The organism is Paraburkholderia franconis, from assembly GCF_009362735.1.
Classification (GTDB): domain Bacteria; phylum Pseudomonadota; class Gammaproteobacteria; order Burkholderiales; family Burkholderiaceae; genus Paraburkholderia; species Paraburkholderia franconis.
Genome location: NZ_WHNP01000012.1, coordinates 134,979 through 152,901 on the forward strand (window position 1 = coordinate 134,979; position 17,923 = coordinate 152,901).

Consider the following 17,923-nt stretch of genomic DNA (forward strand, 5'->3'; position numbering starts at 1 on the left):
GCCACGCGCGCCGCTCAGTCGCGCGCACGTTGCAGCAAGCGCGCGCGGGCGCGCAAGTCCTGCGGGCTCATGTCGAATGCACGGCGAAACGCGCGCGTGAAGTCCGACGCGCTGTTGAATCCGAGCCCATACGCGATGTCCATCACCTGAAGCTGCGGGAAGCGCACGAGCTCGTTGGCGGCTTCGCGCAGCCTCTGGTTGCGTATGTACGCGCCCAGCCCGCCTTCGTGCTCGAACCAGCGATAGATCGTCGCGCGCTTGAGTTGGAGCGTCTGCACGACGCTCGCGGGCGACAGATCGGGCCGATGAAGATTCGCGTCGACGAAGCGCCGCACCCGCGCGAGCACGGCGGCCTGCAGCGCGGCGCGTCCCGCGCCCGTCAGCGTCGCGTCCTGCCGGAACGCGGCGATCAGCAACTGGGCGCCCGTTTCGAGCGCGCGCGCCGCTTCTTCGGGCTGCGCGCCACGAATCGTCGCCGCGACGCCGGCGAGATGATCGCGCGCCGTGCGGGCAAGCGTCGCGCCGAACGGCAAGGTCCGGCCGTGGATCGACTCGCCGTCCGACAGGCCCGCGTCGATCGCATGCTGGGGCACGAACAGCGTCAGCACGCGGCACGCGGGGCGTTCGACGTGAAACGGCTGATTCAGGTCGAGCGCCACGATGCCATGCACCGAATCGGCCTCGCTGCGCTTTCGGTGCATGCCCGAGATGTGGCCCGTCGCGCCTTCCAGATACAGATGAAACGCATAGTCGCGGCGCGTGTCCGTGGAGACGCGCGCAATCGAGCGTTCGAGCGCCATTGCGTCGGTTTGCGAATCGGTGAAGAGGGCGCCGCCGACTCTGTAGCGGTCGATGTGCGCGCCGAACCCTTGCGTCAGCTGTTGCCGCGAAGGCGGCACGTCGACCACGTGTCCGACCCGCGTGCGCCAGGCCAGCACTTGCTGATCGGGCGCGAGCGCGCGCGTGCTGAAGCGGTCGATCAGCAGCGAAGTATGCGGTTCGGCCTCGGGCGACGGCCGGTGCGGATCGGGACGCTGGGTCATGGTTCGGTGCGGCGGGTGCTGCGTTGCAATTCGACGCTTGTAACGAGCCACAGGAATTTCTGTGGATGCTGCAGAGAACTGAGACGCATGGTAAAGCCATTCTTAAAAGTCGCGCTATCGTTGAAAGAAAAAAGGCCGGACGGGTCGTGCGGCGTTGCCTTGCTTTCAAACGAGGCAGCGTGGGCGCGGCTGCGCAGCCCCGCTGTCGCCGAGGACAGTCGAGCGCGGCCCGTCTGACGGCATACGGGGTGATGAGCGGGGGCTCTATGACAATCACGAAAGCGGAAAGCGCGACAGATGTCGCGGCACGAAAGTCGGCCAGCCTGGCGGATGCGGAACTGGATCATCTCGAACGCATGGTGCAGTATGTCGTTCGCCGCACGGCAGCGGACGACACGTCCCGGCTCGACTTCGAATACTGGGGCAAGCGCCTGCGCGCGCTGACGCGGACGCACGATCTGGTGGCGACGCAACGACAGCGGATCATCGGCTTGCTCGATCTGCTCGAGCGCGAAATGCTGTACCGGTCGCGCCAGACGGCCGCCTGAGTATATTTTTTTCGCTGTACGGGATCGACGGCGCTACATGAACCGCGCCGGTGCTGCCGCAGCGCGCCGGCGCCTTTCAATCTCCTCTCGCTTCATTTCACCGCGTCGTCACACAGCGTCACGAGCGCGTCATCGCCCATGATGCGGGTGCATCAGCCGCCCGACTGGCACGCCGAGCCTGGCGCCTGATTCCGTCGCGACGGTCGGGAAGAGCATGCCAGCAACTGTCAAATGATGCGAAATCGCATCACAAATCGGCGACTTGCAGCGCTTCGCGCCCACGTCGCGCGATGACGGACGGCGGGTTGTGTTTTAATCACGCCTGCCGCTGCCGTCTTCAACGTATCCGATTTCCAGCTTCCATCCGATGTCCGCTGTCGTCAAATCCGAATTGCTCGAAAAATTGTGGGTCCGCATGAGCGAGCGCGGCGACTTCCCGCTGCTGTCGCAGGCGCTGCGCTCGACCGTTTCGGCGATGAGCGACGACAACCTCGACTTCACGTCGCTCGTGCAGGTCGTCCTCTCGGACGTCGGCCTCACGCAAAAGGTGCTGCGGCTCGCCAATTCGGCGATGTATGTCGCGTTCGGCGGCAACATCACGACCGTGACCCGCGCGCTGATGGTGCTCGGCATGGATACCGTCGGGCATCTCGTCGTCGGGATGAAGATCGTCGATCACTTTCATCAAAGCGTGCCGCACCGCATCGACGCAAAGCTCGAACTCAACCGCGCGCTGCTGTGCGGGACGGTCGCGCGGTGCATCACGGAGGGCGTCGATCTGCGCATCGCCGAAGAGGCCGTCGTCTGCACGCTGATGCGGCAGATCGGCAGGCTGCTCGTCGCGTTCTATCTGGAGGGCAAGTGGGAGCAGTTGCGCCGCACGGCTGAGAGCGAAAAGATCGACGACAGCGAAGCGTGCGTGCGCCAGCTCGGTGTGAGCTTCGAGGACATCGGCGCCGAGGCCGCGCGCCGCTGGCGGTTGCCGGAGACGATTTTCGCCGGCATGCAGTCGCTCGGCGCGCTGTCCAACGAGCCTGCGTCAGACCATGTGCGCTGGCTGCGAGCCGTCAACAGCTATTCAACGGAAGCGGCCAACGCACTCGCGGCCCACGAACCGGGCGACGGCCTGGAAGCCTTGCTCACCGAGCTTGCCGTACGCTACAGCGACGAGCTGAAGGTCGATGCGCCGAGGCTCGAAGCGCTGAGCGCCGCGTTGATCGACGAAGAGAGCAGCGAAGGCCTGATGCAGGAAATCGCGGAACTGCGCGCGCACGCCGATGCGATCGTGAGCACCGGCAACTCCGCGCATGCGCGCCTGAGCGCGGGTCTCGAAGACTTGCGCGCGCTGCCGTCCAGCAAGACGCTCGCGCCCGTGCTGACGCTCGCTTCCGAAGCGGTTCTGGCGGGACTCTCGCTGTCGCGCACGCTCGTGTTCGTGCGCCAGGCCGACGCGCGGTATCACGCGCGCATCGGTTTCGGGCACGACATGGAGCGCATGCTGCCGACGCTGAACTTCGGCGCGGGGTTCCAGCCCGACGTATTTCATCTTGCGATTGCGAACCCGGTCGGCATCTTCATCGAAAACGCGCACGAACCACGGATGGAGGCGCGCTTGCCGGACTGGTTCAAGGTGCATCTCGCCGACGCCCGGGCGTTCGTGCTGCTGCCCGTGAAGGCGAAGGACACGACGGTCGCGCTTCTTTACGGCGACTGGACCCAGACGCAGCCCCTGCACAAGATTACGCAACCGGAGATGGCCATTCTCAACGAGCTGACACGCGAGTTGAGCCGGTTTTTTTCCGGCGCCAACCTCGAAGCAGTCGACATGCTTTGATCGCGCCGGCCGCAGTGCGCGCGATCGACGGTTTGCGAATGCAGAGGCCTCGCATCGCTTTGCCGATGCACGCACTTGGCGCGCGATGAACCGTTCGGGCGATCAGCGAGCCCAGCCGGCGAGCAGCGCCGGCAATTGCGCCATGTCTTCGAATACGTCGGCGACACCGGCCGCGCGTAGCGCTTCCTTGGAGCTGTGGCCTTTCTCGCCCGGACTGTAGCCGAACACGGTCGCGCCCGCCGCGCGGCCTGCCGTGGCGCCCGTCACGGTGTCTTCGATTACCGCGCAGCGCGACGGATCGACACCCAGACCTGCCGCCGCCGCGAGATACACATCCGGATGCGGCTTGTTGCGCGGCGTTTCGTGGCCGCTGAAGATGCGCCCTTCGAAATGATCGAGCACACCGATTTTCGCCAGTTGCAGGCGCACCTTGTGGCGGTCGGCGCCCGATGCGACGGCGATGCGTCCGTCGAGCCGCGCGTGCAGCGCGCCGACCGTCGCGGCGATGCCGTCGATTGCCGTGACATCGCGTTCGAGCGCGGCATTGCGCCGTGCGCGGAACGATTCGATCCATGCCGCCGTGATCCTGACGCCCGTTTTCACTTCGATCAGCGGCGCTTCGTCCATGACCGTCTTGCCGATGAAGATCGCCATCGCTTCGTCGAGGCTCAGATGCCAGCCGAGCTCGCCGAGCATCGTCGCGAGCACGGCGGTGGTAATCGTCTCCGAGTCGACGAGCACGCCGTCGCAGTCGAATAGCACGGCATCAAACGGAAAAGCAGGCATCGTGGTCCCTTGTGGGTCGGTCAAAACCCGAAAGCGTACCGCGAGTCGGGACAGTCTGCTGCAAAAGCGGCCGCGCGCCGCGCAGGCGCAGCGGCCGCATCGAACGATCAGAACTTGTGGCGCAGGCCGATGCGCGTCACGAATTGCGTGTTCGCGCCCGCATTGCCGATGAACGACGACGCCGAGCCGATCTCGGCCTGCACGGGCACGTTGCGGCCTGCAACGGTGTTGCTGCCCGACGCCTTCTGATAGATCGCGAGCACGTAGACATCGGTGCGCTTGGACAGCGCGTAGTCGATGGCGCCATTGATCTGATGCCACTTGCCTTCGAAACGGTCGTCGAGCTTCGAGAACGTATAGCCGAGGCCTGCCGAGAGCGCCGGCGTGAACGCGTACCGGCCGCCGATTTCATAGTTGTTCAGCTTCGACGATGCGCCCGTGAGCGGCTCGAACTTCGTGTGCGTCCAGTTCGCCCACACGAGGGCAGCGGCGATCGTGTAGCGCGCGCCGACGCCGAACGTCTCGATATCGCGCAGTCCGCCAGTGTTGATGTTCGCGATGCTCACGCTGAACGCAGGCGTTGCGCCGTTCGGATAGCGGATGTTCGTATATGCCGCGCCGATGCCGAACGGTCCCTGCGCGTAGTTGGCGCCGAAGCTGTACGCGCTCGACGCGCCTTGCGTGGTCGTCGTGCCCACGGTCGTGGTCGGCGTGCCGGCGAACAGCGTCGAATTCGAGAAGCCGTACATCGCGCCGAACGTCAGACCCGCGAAGTTCGCGCTGCTGAACTTGACCGAGTTGTTGAGGCGGCTCGACACCAGTTGATCGAGATCGTTGATGTGGTACGCGTAGTTGCCGGCAGGCGTCTGACTGCCCATCGTGTAGTTGCCGCCGATGTACTCTGTCGAGAACGAGTACTGGCGGCCGAACGACAACGCGCCGATGCCGTCCTTCGAAACCCCGACGAACGCTTGCCGGCCGAACAGCGCGCCGCCCTGGCCCGACGTGCCGTCGCCGGTGCTGAAGCCGCTCTCCAGCACGAACAGCGCCTTCATTCCGCCGCCCAGGTCTTCCGCGCCGCGCAGGCCCCAGCGGCTGCCCGAAGCGACACCGTCGCCGTATTTGACGACGCTGTCGTGTCCCGTCGAGGTCGCGACCTTGTTCGCGTATGTGATACCCGCATCGATCAGCCCGTACAGCGTGACGCTGCTTTGCGCGTGCGCCGCCGTGGCGAAACACCCGAGGGCCGCGACGGCCAGGAGGGTCTTCTTCATTCTTTTTCCTCTTTGTTGTGGACGCACGTGTCTCGACTGACGAAATACGCGCGATGTCGATGATGAGAATGTGCTGCCGCTTTGTTTTCCGCTTCGATTGCTTTATCCGCTTTGACCGCATCGACCGTATGCACGGGATCGAAACATCGGGCCGTGCGAGGGCCTCATGCGCGCGCACGACGGTTCGTGTCGATGCCTGTGTGTACCTGCTGGAGCGGCGTGCCGTGAGACCGCCACTGGTGTTGCCGGCGCAGCGCGTCGTGCGGATGCCGAAGCGCAGACGATGACGACGCATTGCCCCACCGACGCAGCCCGGAAGAGGTTTTCCGGCTTTCGTGGAGCGGAGGGATGAATAGAGCGCCGAACCGATCCGGGGATCTGCCCGTATGGCTATAGCGAGGCGAATATATTGGCTCGTTAGCGAGCAGTAAACGTTTACGAGTGAGCTGTAGTCTTTTGTCCACACAGCTCGCAATGGCCTACCAAAGAACGGCTACCTGTGCCGCTGCAATTCGCTGCGCGCGCATTCAGTCGGAATCCTCATATGTGAATCGAGGTTCTATTGCGACGCAACGAAGCGCAGGTTTCATATGCGCCTGGTAAATCCGCATCGCTTGGCCTAGGCTTAATACAGCCGGCCTCCGGGGCGAGAAAAAGCGTCACGGTTCTCCCCGATTTTGCGCAGCCGACCGTTCCGACAATCAACGCTTTTAATTTTTAAGCTTTTGTTGTTTGAGAAGGGTTGCGCGATTGTGCCTGTCTACGCCGTTTCAGGCGTGGAAGAACGCCGTATTCCAGCGCACGCTATTCTCAAGCAATAAAAAGCGGAGGAGACGCTCATGCCCACATCCCCCCGGTACTTCGCCGTCTTCGTTCCCTTGCTCGTCGCGGCTCTTGCGCCCGTTGCCTCGCATGGCGCCGACGAGGTGCAGAACGCCGCGACCATGACATCAGCGCCCGTGCCTTCGACGTTTCAGCCCGTCGACCAGGCACAGCTCGACGGCGCGGCCAGCAATTCGTCCGACTGGCTGCATTCGAACGGATCGTATGCGCAGACACGCTTCTATCCCGGCACGCAGATCAACAAGTCGAATGTGTCGAAGCTGAGGCCCGTCTTCATCTTCCAGACGGCGGTCAACGAGTCGATGGAAACAGCGCCGATCGTGAAGAACGGCGTCATGTTCATCACCACATCGTTCAATCACGTGTACGCGCTGGATGCCGTAACGGGCAAGGAATTCTGGCACTACAAGCACAAGATGGGTTCCGTGACGACATTCTGTTGCGGGCCCAACAATCGTGGCGTGGCGATTTCCGGTGACAGGCTTTACATGGGCACGCTCGATTCCAAGCTGGTCGCACTCGATGCGAAGACAGGCAACGTGCTGTGGCAAAGCCAGATCGCCGATCCCGATCAGGGCTATTCGGAAACGATGGCGCCCGTCGTCGTCGACGGCAAGGTGCTGATCGGCACGAACGGCGGCGAATACGGCATTCGTGGTTTCGTGAAGGCGTTCGATGCGAACTCCGGTCAACTGCTGTGGACGTTCTACACGATTCCGGACAAGGGCCAGGAAGGCGTGTGGGCGACGAAGGACGCGACGGGGCGCGACGAGCACCGCGATATCGACGCAGAGAAGAAGCAGCTTGCAGATAAGGGCGGCGACTTCTACAAGACGCTCGGCGGTGGCGTATGGATGGCGCCTGCCATCGACCGCAAGACACATACGGTGTACTTCGTCGTCGGCAATCCGTCGCCTGACCTGTATGGCGCGATCCGGCCGGGAGACAACCTGTACACGGATTCGCTCGTCGCGATCGATCTGGAAACGGGCAAGTACAAATGGCACTTCCAGTACGTGCCGCACGACGTCTGGGACCTCGATGCCGTCAGTTCGCCGATCCTGATCGACGTGCGCGATACCAACGGCAAGATGATTCCAGGCGTGATCCACGCGGGCAAGACGGGGCACGTGTATGTGCACGATCGCGCGACGGGGCGTCTGATCCGTTATTCGCAGGCCATGATTCCGCAGGAGAACATGTGGACGCTGCCGACGCCGCAAGGCGCGCGGATGCTGCCGGGTGCGAACGGCGGCGTCGAATGGTCGCCGATGGCGTTCGATCCGCAGACGCGTCTGGCGTATGCGGCCAACCTGCATCAGCCGATGACGTATCAGGTCGAAGAGACGCCTTATCCGGGCGGCAGCAAGCTGTGGCTCGGCGGCGCGTTCAAGGTGATTCCGTCCGAAGGGCAATGGGGCAAGCTGTCGGCCGTCAACGTCGATACGGGCAAGGTCGTGTGGGACTTCAAGACGGCGCAACCGCTGATCGGCGGCGTGCTCGCGACGGCGGGCGGCCTCGTGTTCAACGGCGAGGGCAATGGCCTGTTCCGCGCATTCGATGCATCGACGGGCAAGAAGCTGTGGGAATTCCAGTGCGGAGCGGGCGTGAATGCGCCAGCCGTGTCGTATAGCGTGCATGGCAAGCAATACATTGCCGTCGCGGCGGGCGGCAATACGCAACTCGACTACAAGCGCGGCAATACCGTGCTTGTCTTCGCGCTGCCGTGATGAGGGGCGCGCGTGAGGTTCCATTCGCGCAGCGCGGCGGGTGCCTGGCACGTCGCGCGTGCGCGGCCCTGTTGTGCGTGAGCGGCATGCTGTGGCCGCTCACCTATGCGCATGCGGATGCCGAAGCCGGCAAGACGAAGGCGCAAACGTGCGCGGCGTGTCATGGGCCAATGGGCAATTCGACCGACCCGCAGTATCCCGTTCTCGCGGGGCAGACCGCGCGATACATGTACCTTCAGTTGAAGGACTTCAAGGAAGGACGCCGCAAGGACCCGCGCATGTCGCCGATGGCCGCGAACCTGTCGCGCGACGATATGCAGGATCTCGCCGACTATTTCGCCGCGCAAAAGCCCGCGCCGATCGCGTTCAAGGCGGATGGCGCGGCCGTTGCGGCAGGGCAGAAGAAGTCGGCCGAGGTGCTCTGCACGGTGTGCCATCTCGGCGGGTTCTCTGGACAGAACGAGATACCGCGTGTCGCGGGTCAGCAGTATCAGTACATCGTCAAGCAGTTGCAGGACTTTCGCTCACACACCCGCACCAATGACGCGGGAAATATGGCGAGCGTCACGCGCAATCTGACCGACGACGATATCCGTAACCTCGCCAGTTACGTTGCGAATCTCCAGTAGCGCCAGGGAGGCGAAATGAGACAGACGGTCGGATATGTTGCACGTGCATTGCTCGTGTCAGGCACGCTCGCATCGACGCTGCCGTTTCCGGCGCTCGCTCAGGACCAGGGCGAAACGAATCGCCAGCTGCTTGCTGCCGCGAAAGACGGCGACCGCGCGAGCGTCGATGCGGCGCTCGGACGTGGCGCATCCGTGGATGCTGAAAACCGGATCGGCGACACGGCGCTGATCACTGCCTGCAAGAAGGGCGACGTCGCCATCGCGCGCACATTGATCGAACATGGCGCGAACGTGAAGCATGCCGACGCGCCGGGCATCACGGCTTTGATGGCGGCCGCGTATGGCGGCTATGACGAAATCGTCGTATTGCTGCTCGCGCACGGCGCCGATCCGCTGGCGACGGACCGCGTCGGCAAGACCGCGATGGAATACGCAGCCGGCCAGGGACAGACACCGGTAGTGAAGCAATTGCTCGACGCCGGCATCGACGTGAACCGGCAGTACAAGAACGAACTCACCGCGTTGATGTGGGCCGCAGGCTACGACCGCGCCGACACCGTGAAGCTGCTGCTCGCGCGCGGCGCGAATGTATCGCTCAAGGACAATCGCGGAATGACGGCAATGGACATTGCCGCGCAGACGAAGTCGAATCAGGTCACGGGCTTGTTGTCCGTGCACTAGCCGTCGTGTAGCCGTCGCGCTGCCGTCGTGCCGCTAAGGGCGCTCGACGGTTGCTAACCAGCGCCCTTATCCGCTTTCAACGCGCCTCGCACGAAGCCGCGCACGGCGGCCAGAATCTTTCGCGCTTCGGCGGGATCTTCAGTGGCGCGCGCAAGAACCATCCCACCGATCATCGCCGCCAGCGCGCCCGTCGCCTCACGCGTTCGCTCGCTGCGCTGTTCCGCGCGGCTGCGCTGCCCGAGCCAGCGCAAATAGGCTCGCACGTTGTCGCTACACGCGATACGCGCAAGGTCGTCGGCGCGCGCGAGCTCCGTGCCGCACGCGGCAAGCACGCAGCCCCGGTCGGGATGCTCGCAGTGGATGTTGCTGAGATAAGCGTCTGCAATGTCGGCCAATGCAGGGGGCTGCCCATCTTTCGCGGTGGTTGCCGTTCTGTCGAGCCACGCGAGCGTTTCGTCCGTAGCGTGGGAAAGGGCTTCGGCGATGAGCGCTTCCTTCGATTCGAAATGCGCGTAGAAACCGCCGTGCGTCAAGCCGACGCGCTTCATGATGGCCGCCACGCTGACACCGTCCGGTCCGTGTTCGCGAATTGCGCGCGCGGCGGCTTCGATGATCCGGCCTCGCGTCGCCTGTTTGTGATCTTCACTCCACGGCATGAATGCCTCCCTCTCTTTTAGGTTGACAAAATATGATGATCGACATATTTTGTCAATATGACAGACGTCATATTGTGGGAGGCTGCGATGATCGACGTGATTGGTGCGGTTGTGCTGGGGACGGTGTCAGCACTCGTGGTATTCGTCTACCTGCATTTTCCTGCGTGGACTGGCAGGCAGCGCGCCGTCGCGGGCAGCGCGTTCGGCGCATGGTTCGGATTGGTCGTGGCATGCGGCGCGACGGGCGTGCTGGGTGCTGCGCGTGGAATAGGGCCGGCCGGATTGGGCATCGCGGTCATCGTGCCATTCGCGGTGCTCTCATACCTGAGCACGCGGCCAGGCGCGTTGCGCGATGCACTCGGCACCATTCCCTTGCCTGTGCTGATCGGCGTGCATGCAATGCGATTGCTGGGCGTGTTGTTTGTCTTGCTCTTTTGGGAACGCAGGTTGCCCGCACCGTTCGCACCTGCGGCGGGCTGGGGAGATGTGACGATTGGCGCGTTGGCGTTACCCGTCGCTTATATGGCCGCGACGCGGGCACCGGCGTGGCGCGTTGCAACGCTGATCTGGAGTGCGCTCGGACTGTTCGATCTGGCGGACGCCATCTTTCTGGGCGCGGCTTCGTCCTCGGGTATTCCCTTTGGCTTCGCCAACGGGAGCACGAGCAGCGATCTGATGACGACGTTGCCGTGGATTCTCATTCCGTGCTTCAACGTACCGTTGCTCGCTCACCTGCATATTCTGATTTTTCAACGGCTGCTGCGCTCGCAAAGCGCGAGCGGGCACGGACAGCCCATTGCGCGTCACTCGGTATGAGTCGACTCCTCGATGCGAGTCAAAGACCCAGCAGCGCGCGCACATGCGCGCGCGTGCCGCCCGCAAGCCCCTCTGTGCTGTACCCGCCTTCGAGTATCGACACGATGCGCCCGTCGCATGTTTCGTCGGCAATGCGCGTCAGTTCGCGAGTGATCCAGTGAAAGTCGCCGTCGTCGAGGCGCAACGCGGCAAGCGGATCGAGCCGATGCGCGTCGAAACCGGCCGAGATGATGATCAGCTCGGGCTCGAAATGGCGTATGGCCGGCAACATCTCGGCTTCGATGCGCGTGCGAAACAACGCGGAATCGCAACCGGGCGGCAGCGGCACATTGACGATGTTGTGGCTCACGCCCGTTTCGGCAGCCGAGCCCGTCCCCGGATAGAGCGGCGATTGATGGCTCGATGCATAGAAGAGTTCGGGCCGGTTGTAGAACGCGGCTTGCGTGCCATTGCCGTGATGAACGTCGAAATCGACAACCGCGACGCGCTCCAGCTTGTGCACGTCATAAGCGTATGCGGCCGCAATGGCAGCCTGATTGAAGATGCAAAAACCCATCGCGCGTGACGGTTCTGCGTGATGTCCGCAAGGACGCGTCGCGCAGAACACGTTGCGCGCTTCTCCGCCGAGCACGGCATCGACGCCCGCGCATGCCGCGCCCACGCAGCGCATCACGGCTTCCCACGAACCCGGCGACATCACGGTATCGCCGCCATCCAGCGGCATGTAGCCGTGTGTTGGCGCGAGGTCCACGACCTCGTCGATGAAGTCCTGCTCGTGGATGAGTTGCACCTGTTCGAGGGTGCCCATCGGCGCGTCGCGCCATTCGAGCGCGGCGAACTCGGGCGCGCGCAACGTGTTCAGGACCGTCTTCAGACGTTCCGGTGACTCCGGATGATGCGGACCCGGTTGATGGTTCAGGCAGGCTGAATGCGTGTAGACAAGGGTCGAAGGCATAGGTGCTGATGCTCGGCAGGACGGGCATCGTCTCCTTGTGATTGGCGTTTTCGCATGGACAGAGAGCTGGCGTTTCGAGTCTCGCCGGCTCTTTATGTTTCGCTATGGGTTCGCTAAGTGTAAGGTCGCGTCTGTCGCGCGAAACAATAAAAGAAAGTTTGGCAGGCTATAGGCTTTCGTTTATGGCGTAACGACCGGCGTGAGCGCCGAAGCCCTCATCGCTCACCGCCGCGCGGCGATGGCCGCCTATATGTGTCGAAGATCATTCACTTTGTCGATGCACTCGCCTAAATCGACGGTAGCGAAGATTCTTCTCCGCGAGCTTTGCCATATCGAGTGATCGGATCGACAGCCGAATATTCAATTCGATAACGACACAGCAAAAGCGAAGCGCGTCGCGACGCCGCAAGCATCTTCCATTTGCGGCTGACCCTGGAAACAATTGCATTCGTAACCGTGCTCTATAACGGTTCTATGCGAATGCAAATCAGGAGGCGTCGTGTCGATTGATGTGGAGAGCTTTACTCCATTCTTTTCTCTTGCCAGCGGTATCGTCATCGGCGTGGCGGCGGCCGTGCTGGTGCTTTTCAACGGACGAATCGCCGGTATCAGCGGCATTCTCGGCGGCCTGCTGGGCGCGTCACGCGACGATTCGGGCTGGCGTGCGGCGTTCATCGCGGGACTCATCGGCACGCCCATTCTGGCGAGCGCGCTGGGCCACCCGATATCGCCCGACATTCAGGCGGGATGGGGCGAGATCATCGTCGCCGGTTTTCTCGTGGACGTCGGCACGCGTTACGCGAGCGGCTGCACGAGCGGTCACGGCGTCTGTGGCATTTCGCGTGGATCGATCCGCTCGCTGGCCGCGACGGTGACGTTCATGGCGACGGGCTTCGTGACGGTGTTCGTGCTGCGGCATCCGGCGGGAGGCTGATTTGAACGTGCTGACTGCGTTAGTAGCCGGGCTGCTGTTCGGTATCGGCCTGATGGTGTCGGGCATGGCCAATCCGGCGAAAGTACTCGGTTTTCTCGACATTGCAGGACGATGGGACCCGTCGCTCGCATTCGTGATGGTCGGTGCAATCGGTATCGCGTCGGTTGCTTTTCTGCTCGCAAAACGCAGCGCAAAATCGCTGCTTGGGCTGCCGATGCAAATACCCGCTAGCACGAGCGTAACGGCAAGGCTTATTCTCGGAAGCGCGGTCTTTGGCGTGGGCTGGGGCGTCGCGGGATTCTGTCCGGGGCCGGCACTGGTCGCGCTCGGCGCCGGATATCCGAAAGCCTGGGGTTTCGTCGCGGCGATGCTGGGCGGAATGGCCGTATTCGAACTGGTCGAGCGATTGCAACGCCGCCGGCAGCATGCGTGAACGGGTTCTTGTGAGATCCGACAAAACCGAACAGTAAGAGCACTCGCTTTATTCCAGTCCATTTCGCGGCCCCGTCTATAAGGCCAAAGCGAGGCCGCGCAAGTTTGACTCAAGAGGTGCGCGATGAGTCGAATGACCAGCAGTTCGAACGGCGCCGACGTCGGCTCGCTCAATCGATTGCTGCGGCGTATGCCGGGGATTGCGATGCTGCGCGCTTATCAGCGCGCCTGGTTTTCGCACGACGTCGTTGCGGGCCTGGTGCTCACGACGGTGCTCGTTCCCGCAGGGTTGGGCTACGCGGAGGCGGCGCGCCTGCCGGCTATTTCCGGGCTCTACGCAACGGTGGCTGGAATCGTCGCGTACGCGCTGTTCGGGCCGAGCCGCATCCTCGTGCTTGGACCCGACTCGGCATTGGCCGCGCTGATCGCATCGATTGTGTTGCCGCTGGCGGGCGCACACACCGAGCGTCTATTGGTGCTGGCCAGCATGCTCGCGATCCTGTCGGGCGTGTTTTGCATCGCCGTGGGCGTGTGCCGTCTCGGCTTCGTCACGGATTTGCTCTCGAAGCCGATTCGTCAGGGCTATCTGAACGGCGTCGCGCTCACCGTTATCATCAGCCAGGCGCCCAAACTGCTCGGCTTCGATGTCGAGGGCAGCAACCTGGTGCAAGAAGCCGCCGGTCTCGTTCACGGCGTGCTCAAGGGGCAGTTGAACGGCGTGACCTGCTTGATCGGCGCCGCCTGCCTGCTGGTGATTTTCGCGTTCAAGCGCTGGCTGCCGGCTGTCCCCGGGATACTCGTCGCCGTCGTCGGCGCGACATTGGCCGTCGCGCTCTTCGAGCTCGACCGGCAAGCAGGTGTGGCCGTCGTCGGCAATGTGCCGCAAGGGTTGCCGCTGCCGTCCGTTCCGCTGGTCTCGCTCGATGAAGTCGTGGCGTTGCTGCCCGGCGCGATCGCGATTGCGCTCATTTCGCTTGCGGATATCGCGGTGCTTTCGCGTGTGTTCGCCGAACGCCACCGCGAAAGCGTCGACCGGGATCAGGAACTGGTCGCGCTCGGTGCGGCCAATATCGTCACCGGGCTTTTTCAGGGCTTTCCCGTGACGAGCAGTGCGTCGCGAACGCCCGTCGCCGAATCGGCGGGCGCCAGGACGCAGATAACGGGCATCGTCGCGGCGTTGTGCGTGTCGGCGTTGCTGATCTTCGCGCCGACGCTGTTGCGCGCGCTGCCCGCCGCCGCGCTCGGCGCGGTTGTCGTTGCGGCGGGTCTCGCGCTCTTCGAGGTGCGCGATGTGATTCGTCTGCGGCGATTGCGTCGAAGCGAATTCGTGCAATCGATCGCATGCTTTGCGGGCGTCGCGCTGATCGGTCCTATTCAGGGCATCTTCATCGCAGTGGGACTCGCGTTGATCGCGTTCGTGTGGCGCGCGTGGCGCCCTTACGATGCCGTGCTCGGACGCGTGAATGGACGCAAGGGCTATCACGACATTTCACGGCATCCTGAAGCGCGAACGATTCCGGGGCTGGTGCTTTTTCGTTGGGACGCGCCTTTGTTTTTCGCCAATGCGGAGATCTTTCGCGAGCATGTGCAGCGCGCGATTGCATCAGCCGTTACGCCCGCCCAATGGGTCGTGGTCGCGGCAGAGCCGATTACGGACATCGACATCACCGCTGCCGAAGTACTCGCCGACATGCATGTGCGCTTGCGCGAACGGCACATCGAACTCTGCTTTGCGGAGATGAAAGGCCCCGTCAAGGATCTGCTGCGGCAGTACGAGCTGTTCGACAGATTGGGCGGGGAGACCTTCTTTCCGACACTCGGCGTGGCCGTGGATGTGTATCTGGAGCGTCACGATGTCGAGTGGCACGACTGGGACGACGCTGACGCAGAGCCCGGACGAGGAACGGCGGATGATAAAAAAACCTCGGCGCCATAAAGGTGCCGAGGTTTAGTGCCTGCCACGCTCGATATGTTACATAGCTGCAAGCTCTGCGGGTTGAAGGCCATGGGCCGCGGGCACTCGCGCAGTTATCCCGGCGCGCTTCGAACGATAAAAGGAGTAAGGAAGTGTTCGGAGCAGCGTTGATCGAATTATTCGCGTGCGCGGGACTTTCGTACAGAAGCAGTTCGCTTCAATTCGATCGCAGCAGTTCCTTCTAACGCTATATCAGCAGTCGATCTTCGGCAGTTGGCTTGCGTTCCAGCAGTGCAGCGAGCTTTCGCAATGCCGAAGTCAGTTCGCTGCGGCGCGTGCAGCCGCCAAGCGAGATACGGATCGCATTCGGCACATCGACGCTCTGGCAAAACGCCGAAGCCGGCGCAACGACGAGGCCTTCCGCGCGGGCCGCATCGGCGAGACTCTGCGCGGCCCATTGCTGCGGCAACGCTTGCCACATGTGAATGCCACCGCTCGTCTTCGAACTGCTTACGGGCGACAGGATCTGACTGGCCGCGAGCAGGCGTTCGCGCGACTCTTTCACGATGCCCGCCAGTACTTCCGATGCCGTGCCGTCGAGAATCCACTGGGTGACCAGCGACGTGGCAAGCGGCGGCGACATCAGCGAAAGCGATCTCAATGCCTTGAGAAACGCATCCTGTCCTTCAACGGACGGCAACACGAGAAAGGCGGCCCGCAAGCCCGGTGAAATGCACTTCGAAAGCGTGGACAGGTAGTACACCTGTTGCGGCATGAGCGCGGACAACGGCGCGGGCGGATCGTCGGCCAGCAGCCAGTATGGATCGTCCTCGATCACTTTGATGTTCCGACGTGCCGCCACTGCGAGGATCTCCTTGCGGCGTTTCAGCGGCATCGTTTGCGCGGTCGGGTTGCGCAAAGTGGGATTCAGATAGATCACGCCGCCGTTCGCGCCGTGGCTCGCTTCGTCGAGTGCGTCCGGCCGCATGCCGTGCGCGTCGCATGCAACAGGCTTTAGATGACGCCCGAGTTGACGCGCGATCAGCGGAAGGCCCGGATAGATCAGTTGCTCGGTGAAGATGGGTTCGCCCGCGCGCGTGAGCGCGAGCACTAAAGCGGCAAGCGCCGAGTGCGCGCCCGGCGTCACGACGACGCGCGATGAGTCGACGCGCCCGAGTATCGGTTCGAGCCATGCGGCGCCCGCCTCGCGGTCGGAGTCGCTGCCGCCTCCAAGCTGATAGGTCATCAGCAGATCGACATCGCTGCGCACCAGCACCTGCGAAAGCCCGCGCCTGAGAAGCACGGCGAGATCCATGTCGGCGGGAGGAGGGGGGATGTTCATGCTCAGATCGACGCGTTGCATGAACGCAGCCTTGGGTGGCGCGATGAACGTGCCGAGCGGACCACGCGATTCGATCAGGTTGCGCCGGTGCGCCTCGGAGAAACCGCGCGTGACGGTGGTCAGGTCCACGCCGATCAGCTCGGCCAGCTTGCGCTGCGGCGGCAGCCGGTCGCCGGGGGCCAGCTTGCCGTCGGCGACGGCGCGCTCGATCAGATCGACGATCTGCAGATAGCGCGCCTTGCCGTTGTCCGCAAAATCGGTAATCCAGTCTGGCCGCTGGGCGGCGCGCTTTCGTGAGGTCATGTGTGGCATCGTGTCGCGCATGTATGGCATATGTCTTACTCTAGCATGCGCCCGCATAGTCCATGTATGTATCCGCCGGTCATGGCCGATTGGCCAGTATCGGTGCGGGTCGCCGTAGTGGGATGCCGCGCGCGAGCGATCGTTGGTGGATACATGTATGGGGCTATGTAACCACGCAACCAACCTGAAAGCATGCGCAACCCACCTACGCACGGGGGCCCTCCCCATACAGCGGGACGATGGCTCCGCTCCCATCCATTTCGAAGACATCTCGTCCGGGCCGGCCGGATCGCCGCCGCTGGCGCACTTAGCCTGCTCGGCGGATGCAGCATGGTCCTTTTCGACCCGAAGGGTTCGATCGGCGAGCAGGAAAAGAATCTGATCCTGATCGCGCTCGGATTGATGCTGCTGGTCGTGATACCCGTGATCCTGCTCACGCTGTATTTCGCATGGCGTTACCGCGCCTCGAACACGAAGGCGACGTATGCACCGACGTGGGCGCATTCGAACGCGATCGAAGTCGTCGTGTGGACGATCCCCTGTCTGATCGTCGCGACGCTTGCCGTCCTGATCTGGAAGACAACGCACAGTCTCGATCCCTACAAGCCGCTCGAATCCGACGTGAAGCCGGTTCGCGTCGAAGTGGTCGCGCTGAACTGGAAGTGGCTGTTCATCTACCCGGACTATGGCGTCGCTTCCGTCAACCAGCTCGCGTTGCCCGTCGATACGCCTGTCGATTTCAAATTGACGGCGGAATCGTTGATGAATTCGTTCTTCATTCCGCAACTGGGCAGCCAGGTGTACGCGATGTCGGGCATGCAGACGCAGCTTCATCTGATCGCGAACAGCGTCGGTACGTATGCGGGCCGGTCGTCGGCGTTCAGCGGGCCGGGCTTCTCCGACATGAACTTCAGCACGGTCGTCACGAGCCGCGGCGACTTCGATGCGTGGATCGCGCGCGCAAAAGCTTCGCGGCAAGCGCTCGATGTGCCCGCCTACGACGTCCTGCAACAGCCCAGCCGAAAAGTCGCCGCGACGCTCTATAGCAGCGTCGCGCCGGGCCTCTTCGACGGCATTGCCAACCAGTACATGCGAGATGCGGCGGGCAATCCCATCTGCACGACAGGCGTGAATGGCATGACGGGTATGTCCGTGAAGCCTGCCGGCTTGCCTTCACACGCAGCTTTGGTATCGGAGTAGTT

The 17,923-nt window shown here is 63.1% G+C and carries 16 protein-coding genes; 10 read left to right on the plus strand and 6 right to left on the minus strand.

From position 1 onward, the window contains the following. Nucleotides 1-14 precede the first annotated feature (14 nt). Nucleotides 15-1,043: a helix-turn-helix transcriptional regulator gene (locus GCT13_RS15525; protein WP_152759520.1), complete on the minus strand. Its 1,029-nt coding sequence runs from the start codon at nt 1,041-1,043 to the stop codon at nt 15-17. 266 nt (nt 1,044-1,309) lie between these two features. On the opposite strand from GCT13_RS15525, the gene GCT13_RS15530 reads away from it, so the two are divergent. After that, the gene (locus GCT13_RS15530) at nt 1,310-1,591 is read left to right on the plus strand and encodes a hypothetical protein (RefSeq protein WP_152759521.1); all 282 of its coding nucleotides are present in this window, start codon (nt 1,310-1,312) and stop codon (nt 1,589-1,591) included. Nucleotides 1,592-1,958: 367 nt separating this feature from the next. Next, nucleotides 1,959-3,425, plus strand: a complete 1,467-nt coding sequence (locus GCT13_RS15535) for an HDOD domain-containing protein (protein ID WP_152759523.1) — start codon at nt 1,959-1,961, stop codon at nt 3,423-3,425. 102 nt (nt 3,426-3,527) lie between these two features. On the opposite strand, the gene GCT13_RS15540 is transcribed toward GCT13_RS15535, so the two are convergent. Together GCT13_RS15540 and GCT13_RS15545 are read right to left on the minus strand one after the other, a co-directional pair. Next, nucleotides 3,528-4,211, minus strand: a complete 684-nt coding sequence (locus tag GCT13_RS15540; RefSeq protein WP_152759525.1) for an HAD family hydrolase — start codon at nt 4,209-4,211, stop codon at nt 3,528-3,530. A 107-nt stretch (nt 4,212-4,318) separates the two neighbouring features. Beyond that, a complete protein-coding gene (locus GCT13_RS15545; protein ID WP_152759527.1) occupies nt 4,319-5,485 on the minus strand; it encodes a porin in 1,167 nt (388 codons plus the stop codon). Between the two features lie 839 nt (nt 5,486-6,324). Between GCT13_RS15545 and GCT13_RS15550 the strand changes: the two genes are divergently transcribed. From GCT13_RS15550 to GCT13_RS15560, 3 genes are all read left to right on the plus strand, one after another. After that, the gene (locus tag GCT13_RS15550) at nt 6,325-8,058 is read left to right on the plus strand and encodes a pyrroloquinoline quinone-dependent dehydrogenase (protein WP_152759529.1); all 1,734 of its coding nucleotides are present in this window, start codon (nt 6,325-6,327) and stop codon (nt 8,056-8,058) included. Nucleotides 8,059-8,144: 86 nt separating this feature from the next. Further along, nucleotides 8,145-8,687, plus strand: coding sequence for a c-type cytochrome (locus GCT13_RS15555; RefSeq protein ID WP_227746857.1), 543 nt, complete (start codon nt 8,145-8,147; stop codon nt 8,685-8,687). A gap of 15 nt (nt 8,688-8,702) precedes the next feature. Then, a complete protein-coding gene (locus GCT13_RS15560) occupies nt 8,703-9,368 on the plus strand; it encodes an ankyrin repeat domain-containing protein (protein ID WP_152759533.1) in 666 nt (221 codons plus the stop codon). Nucleotides 9,369-9,421: 53 nt separating this feature from the next. On the opposite strand, the gene GCT13_RS15565 is transcribed toward GCT13_RS15560, so the two are convergent. After that, nucleotides 9,422-10,024 (minus strand): TetR/AcrR family transcriptional regulator, encoded by a 603-nt coding sequence (locus GCT13_RS15565; protein WP_152759535.1) that lies wholly within the window; start codon nt 10,022-10,024, stop codon nt 9,422-9,424. Nucleotides 10,025-10,111: 87 nt separating this feature from the next. Between GCT13_RS15565 and GCT13_RS15570 the strand changes: the two genes are divergently transcribed. Next, a complete protein-coding gene (locus GCT13_RS15570; protein WP_152759537.1) occupies nt 10,112-10,840 on the plus strand; it encodes a hypothetical protein in 729 nt (242 codons plus the stop codon). A 19-nt stretch (nt 10,841-10,859) separates the two neighbouring features. Here GCT13_RS15570 and GCT13_RS15575 read toward each other — a convergent pair whose 3' ends face one another. Beyond that, nucleotides 10,860-11,795, minus strand: a complete 936-nt coding sequence (locus tag GCT13_RS15575; RefSeq protein ID WP_152759539.1) for a histone deacetylase family protein — start codon at nt 11,793-11,795, stop codon at nt 10,860-10,862. Nucleotides 11,796-12,294: 499 nt separating this feature from the next. Between GCT13_RS15575 and GCT13_RS15580 the strand changes: the two genes are divergently transcribed. From GCT13_RS15580 to GCT13_RS15590, 3 genes are all read left to right on the plus strand, one after another. Next, on the plus strand, nt 12,295-12,729 hold the full coding sequence (locus tag GCT13_RS15580) for a YeeE/YedE family protein (RefSeq protein WP_321574376.1): 435 nt from the start codon (nt 12,295-12,297) through the stop codon (nt 12,727-12,729). A 1-nt stretch (nt 12,730) separates the two neighbouring features. Next, nucleotides 12,731-13,162: a YeeE/YedE family protein gene (locus GCT13_RS15585; RefSeq protein WP_152759541.1), complete on the plus strand. Its 432-nt coding sequence runs from the start codon at nt 12,731-12,733 to the stop codon at nt 13,160-13,162. A 123-nt stretch (nt 13,163-13,285) separates the two neighbouring features. Beyond that, entirely contained in the window at nt 13,286-15,097 is a 1,812-nt protein-coding gene (locus GCT13_RS15590) for a SulP family inorganic anion transporter (RefSeq protein ID WP_152759543.1), read from the plus strand. A 226-nt stretch (nt 15,098-15,323) separates the two neighbouring features. Here the strand turns inward: GCT13_RS15590 and GCT13_RS15595 are convergent, their stop codons facing one another. After that, nucleotides 15,324-16,721: an aminotransferase-like domain-containing protein gene (locus GCT13_RS15595; RefSeq protein WP_227746858.1), complete on the minus strand. Its 1,398-nt coding sequence runs from the start codon at nt 16,719-16,721 to the stop codon at nt 15,324-15,326. Between the two features lie 192 nt (nt 16,722-16,913). Here GCT13_RS15595 and cyoA point away from each other — a divergent pair, with 192 nt between their 5' ends. Beyond that, nucleotides 16,914-17,921 (plus strand): ubiquinol oxidase subunit II, encoded by a 1,008-nt coding sequence (gene cyoA / locus GCT13_RS15600; RefSeq protein WP_152759545.1) that lies wholly within the window; start codon nt 16,914-16,916, stop codon nt 17,919-17,921. The last annotated feature ends 2 nt before the right edge of the window (nt 17,922-17,923 follow it).

What these genes read in the sequence shown, in the direction of transcription:
- GCT13_RS15525 (WP_152759520.1), bottom strand. Translation starts at nt 1,043, where the DNA reads ATGACCCAGCGTCCCGATCCGCACCGGCCGTCGCCCGAGGCCGAACCG.
- GCT13_RS15545 (WP_152759527.1), bottom strand. Translation starts at nt 5,485, where the DNA reads ATGAAGAAGACCCTCCTGGCCGTCGCGGCCCTCGGGTGTTTCGCCACG.
- GCT13_RS15535 (WP_152759523.1), top strand. Translation starts at nt 1,959, where the DNA reads ATGTCCGCTGTCGTCAAATCCGAATTGCTCGAAAAATTGTGGGTCCGC.
- GCT13_RS15590 (WP_152759543.1), top strand. Translation starts at nt 13,286, where the DNA reads ATGAGTCGAATGACCAGCAGTTCGAACGGCGCCGACGTCGGCTCGCTC.
- GCT13_RS15550 (WP_152759529.1), top strand. Translation starts at nt 6,325, where the DNA reads ATGCCCACATCCCCCCGGTACTTCGCCGTCTTCGTTCCCTTGCTCGTC.
- GCT13_RS15540 (WP_152759525.1), bottom strand. Translation starts at nt 4,211, where the DNA reads ATGCCTGCTTTTCCGTTTGATGCCGTGCTATTCGACTGCGACGGCGTG.
- GCT13_RS15530 (WP_152759521.1), top strand. Translation starts at nt 1,310, where the DNA reads ATGACAATCACGAAAGCGGAAAGCGCGACAGATGTCGCGGCACGAAAG.
- GCT13_RS15565 (WP_152759535.1), bottom strand. Translation starts at nt 10,024, where the DNA reads ATGCCGTGGAGTGAAGATCACAAACAGGCGACGCGAGGCCGGATCATC.
- GCT13_RS15575 (WP_152759539.1), bottom strand. Translation starts at nt 11,795, where the DNA reads ATGCCTTCGACCCTTGTCTACACGCATTCAGCCTGCCTGAACCATCAA.
- GCT13_RS15570 (WP_152759537.1), top strand. Translation starts at nt 10,112, where the DNA reads ATGATCGACGTGATTGGTGCGGTTGTGCTGGGGACGGTGTCAGCACTC.
- GCT13_RS15595 (WP_227746858.1), bottom strand. Translation starts at nt 16,721, where the DNA reads ATGACCTCACGAAAGCGCGCCGCCCAGCGGCCAGACTGGATTACCGAT.
- GCT13_RS15555 (WP_227746857.1), top strand. Translation starts at nt 8,145, where the DNA reads ATGCTGTGGCCGCTCACCTATGCGCATGCGGATGCCGAAGCCGGCAAG.
- GCT13_RS15560 (WP_152759533.1), top strand. Translation starts at nt 8,703, where the DNA reads ATGAGACAGACGGTCGGATATGTTGCACGTGCATTGCTCGTGTCAGGC.
- cyoA (WP_152759545.1), top strand. Translation starts at nt 16,914, where the DNA reads ATGCGCAACCCACCTACGCACGGGGGCCCTCCCCATACAGCGGGACGA.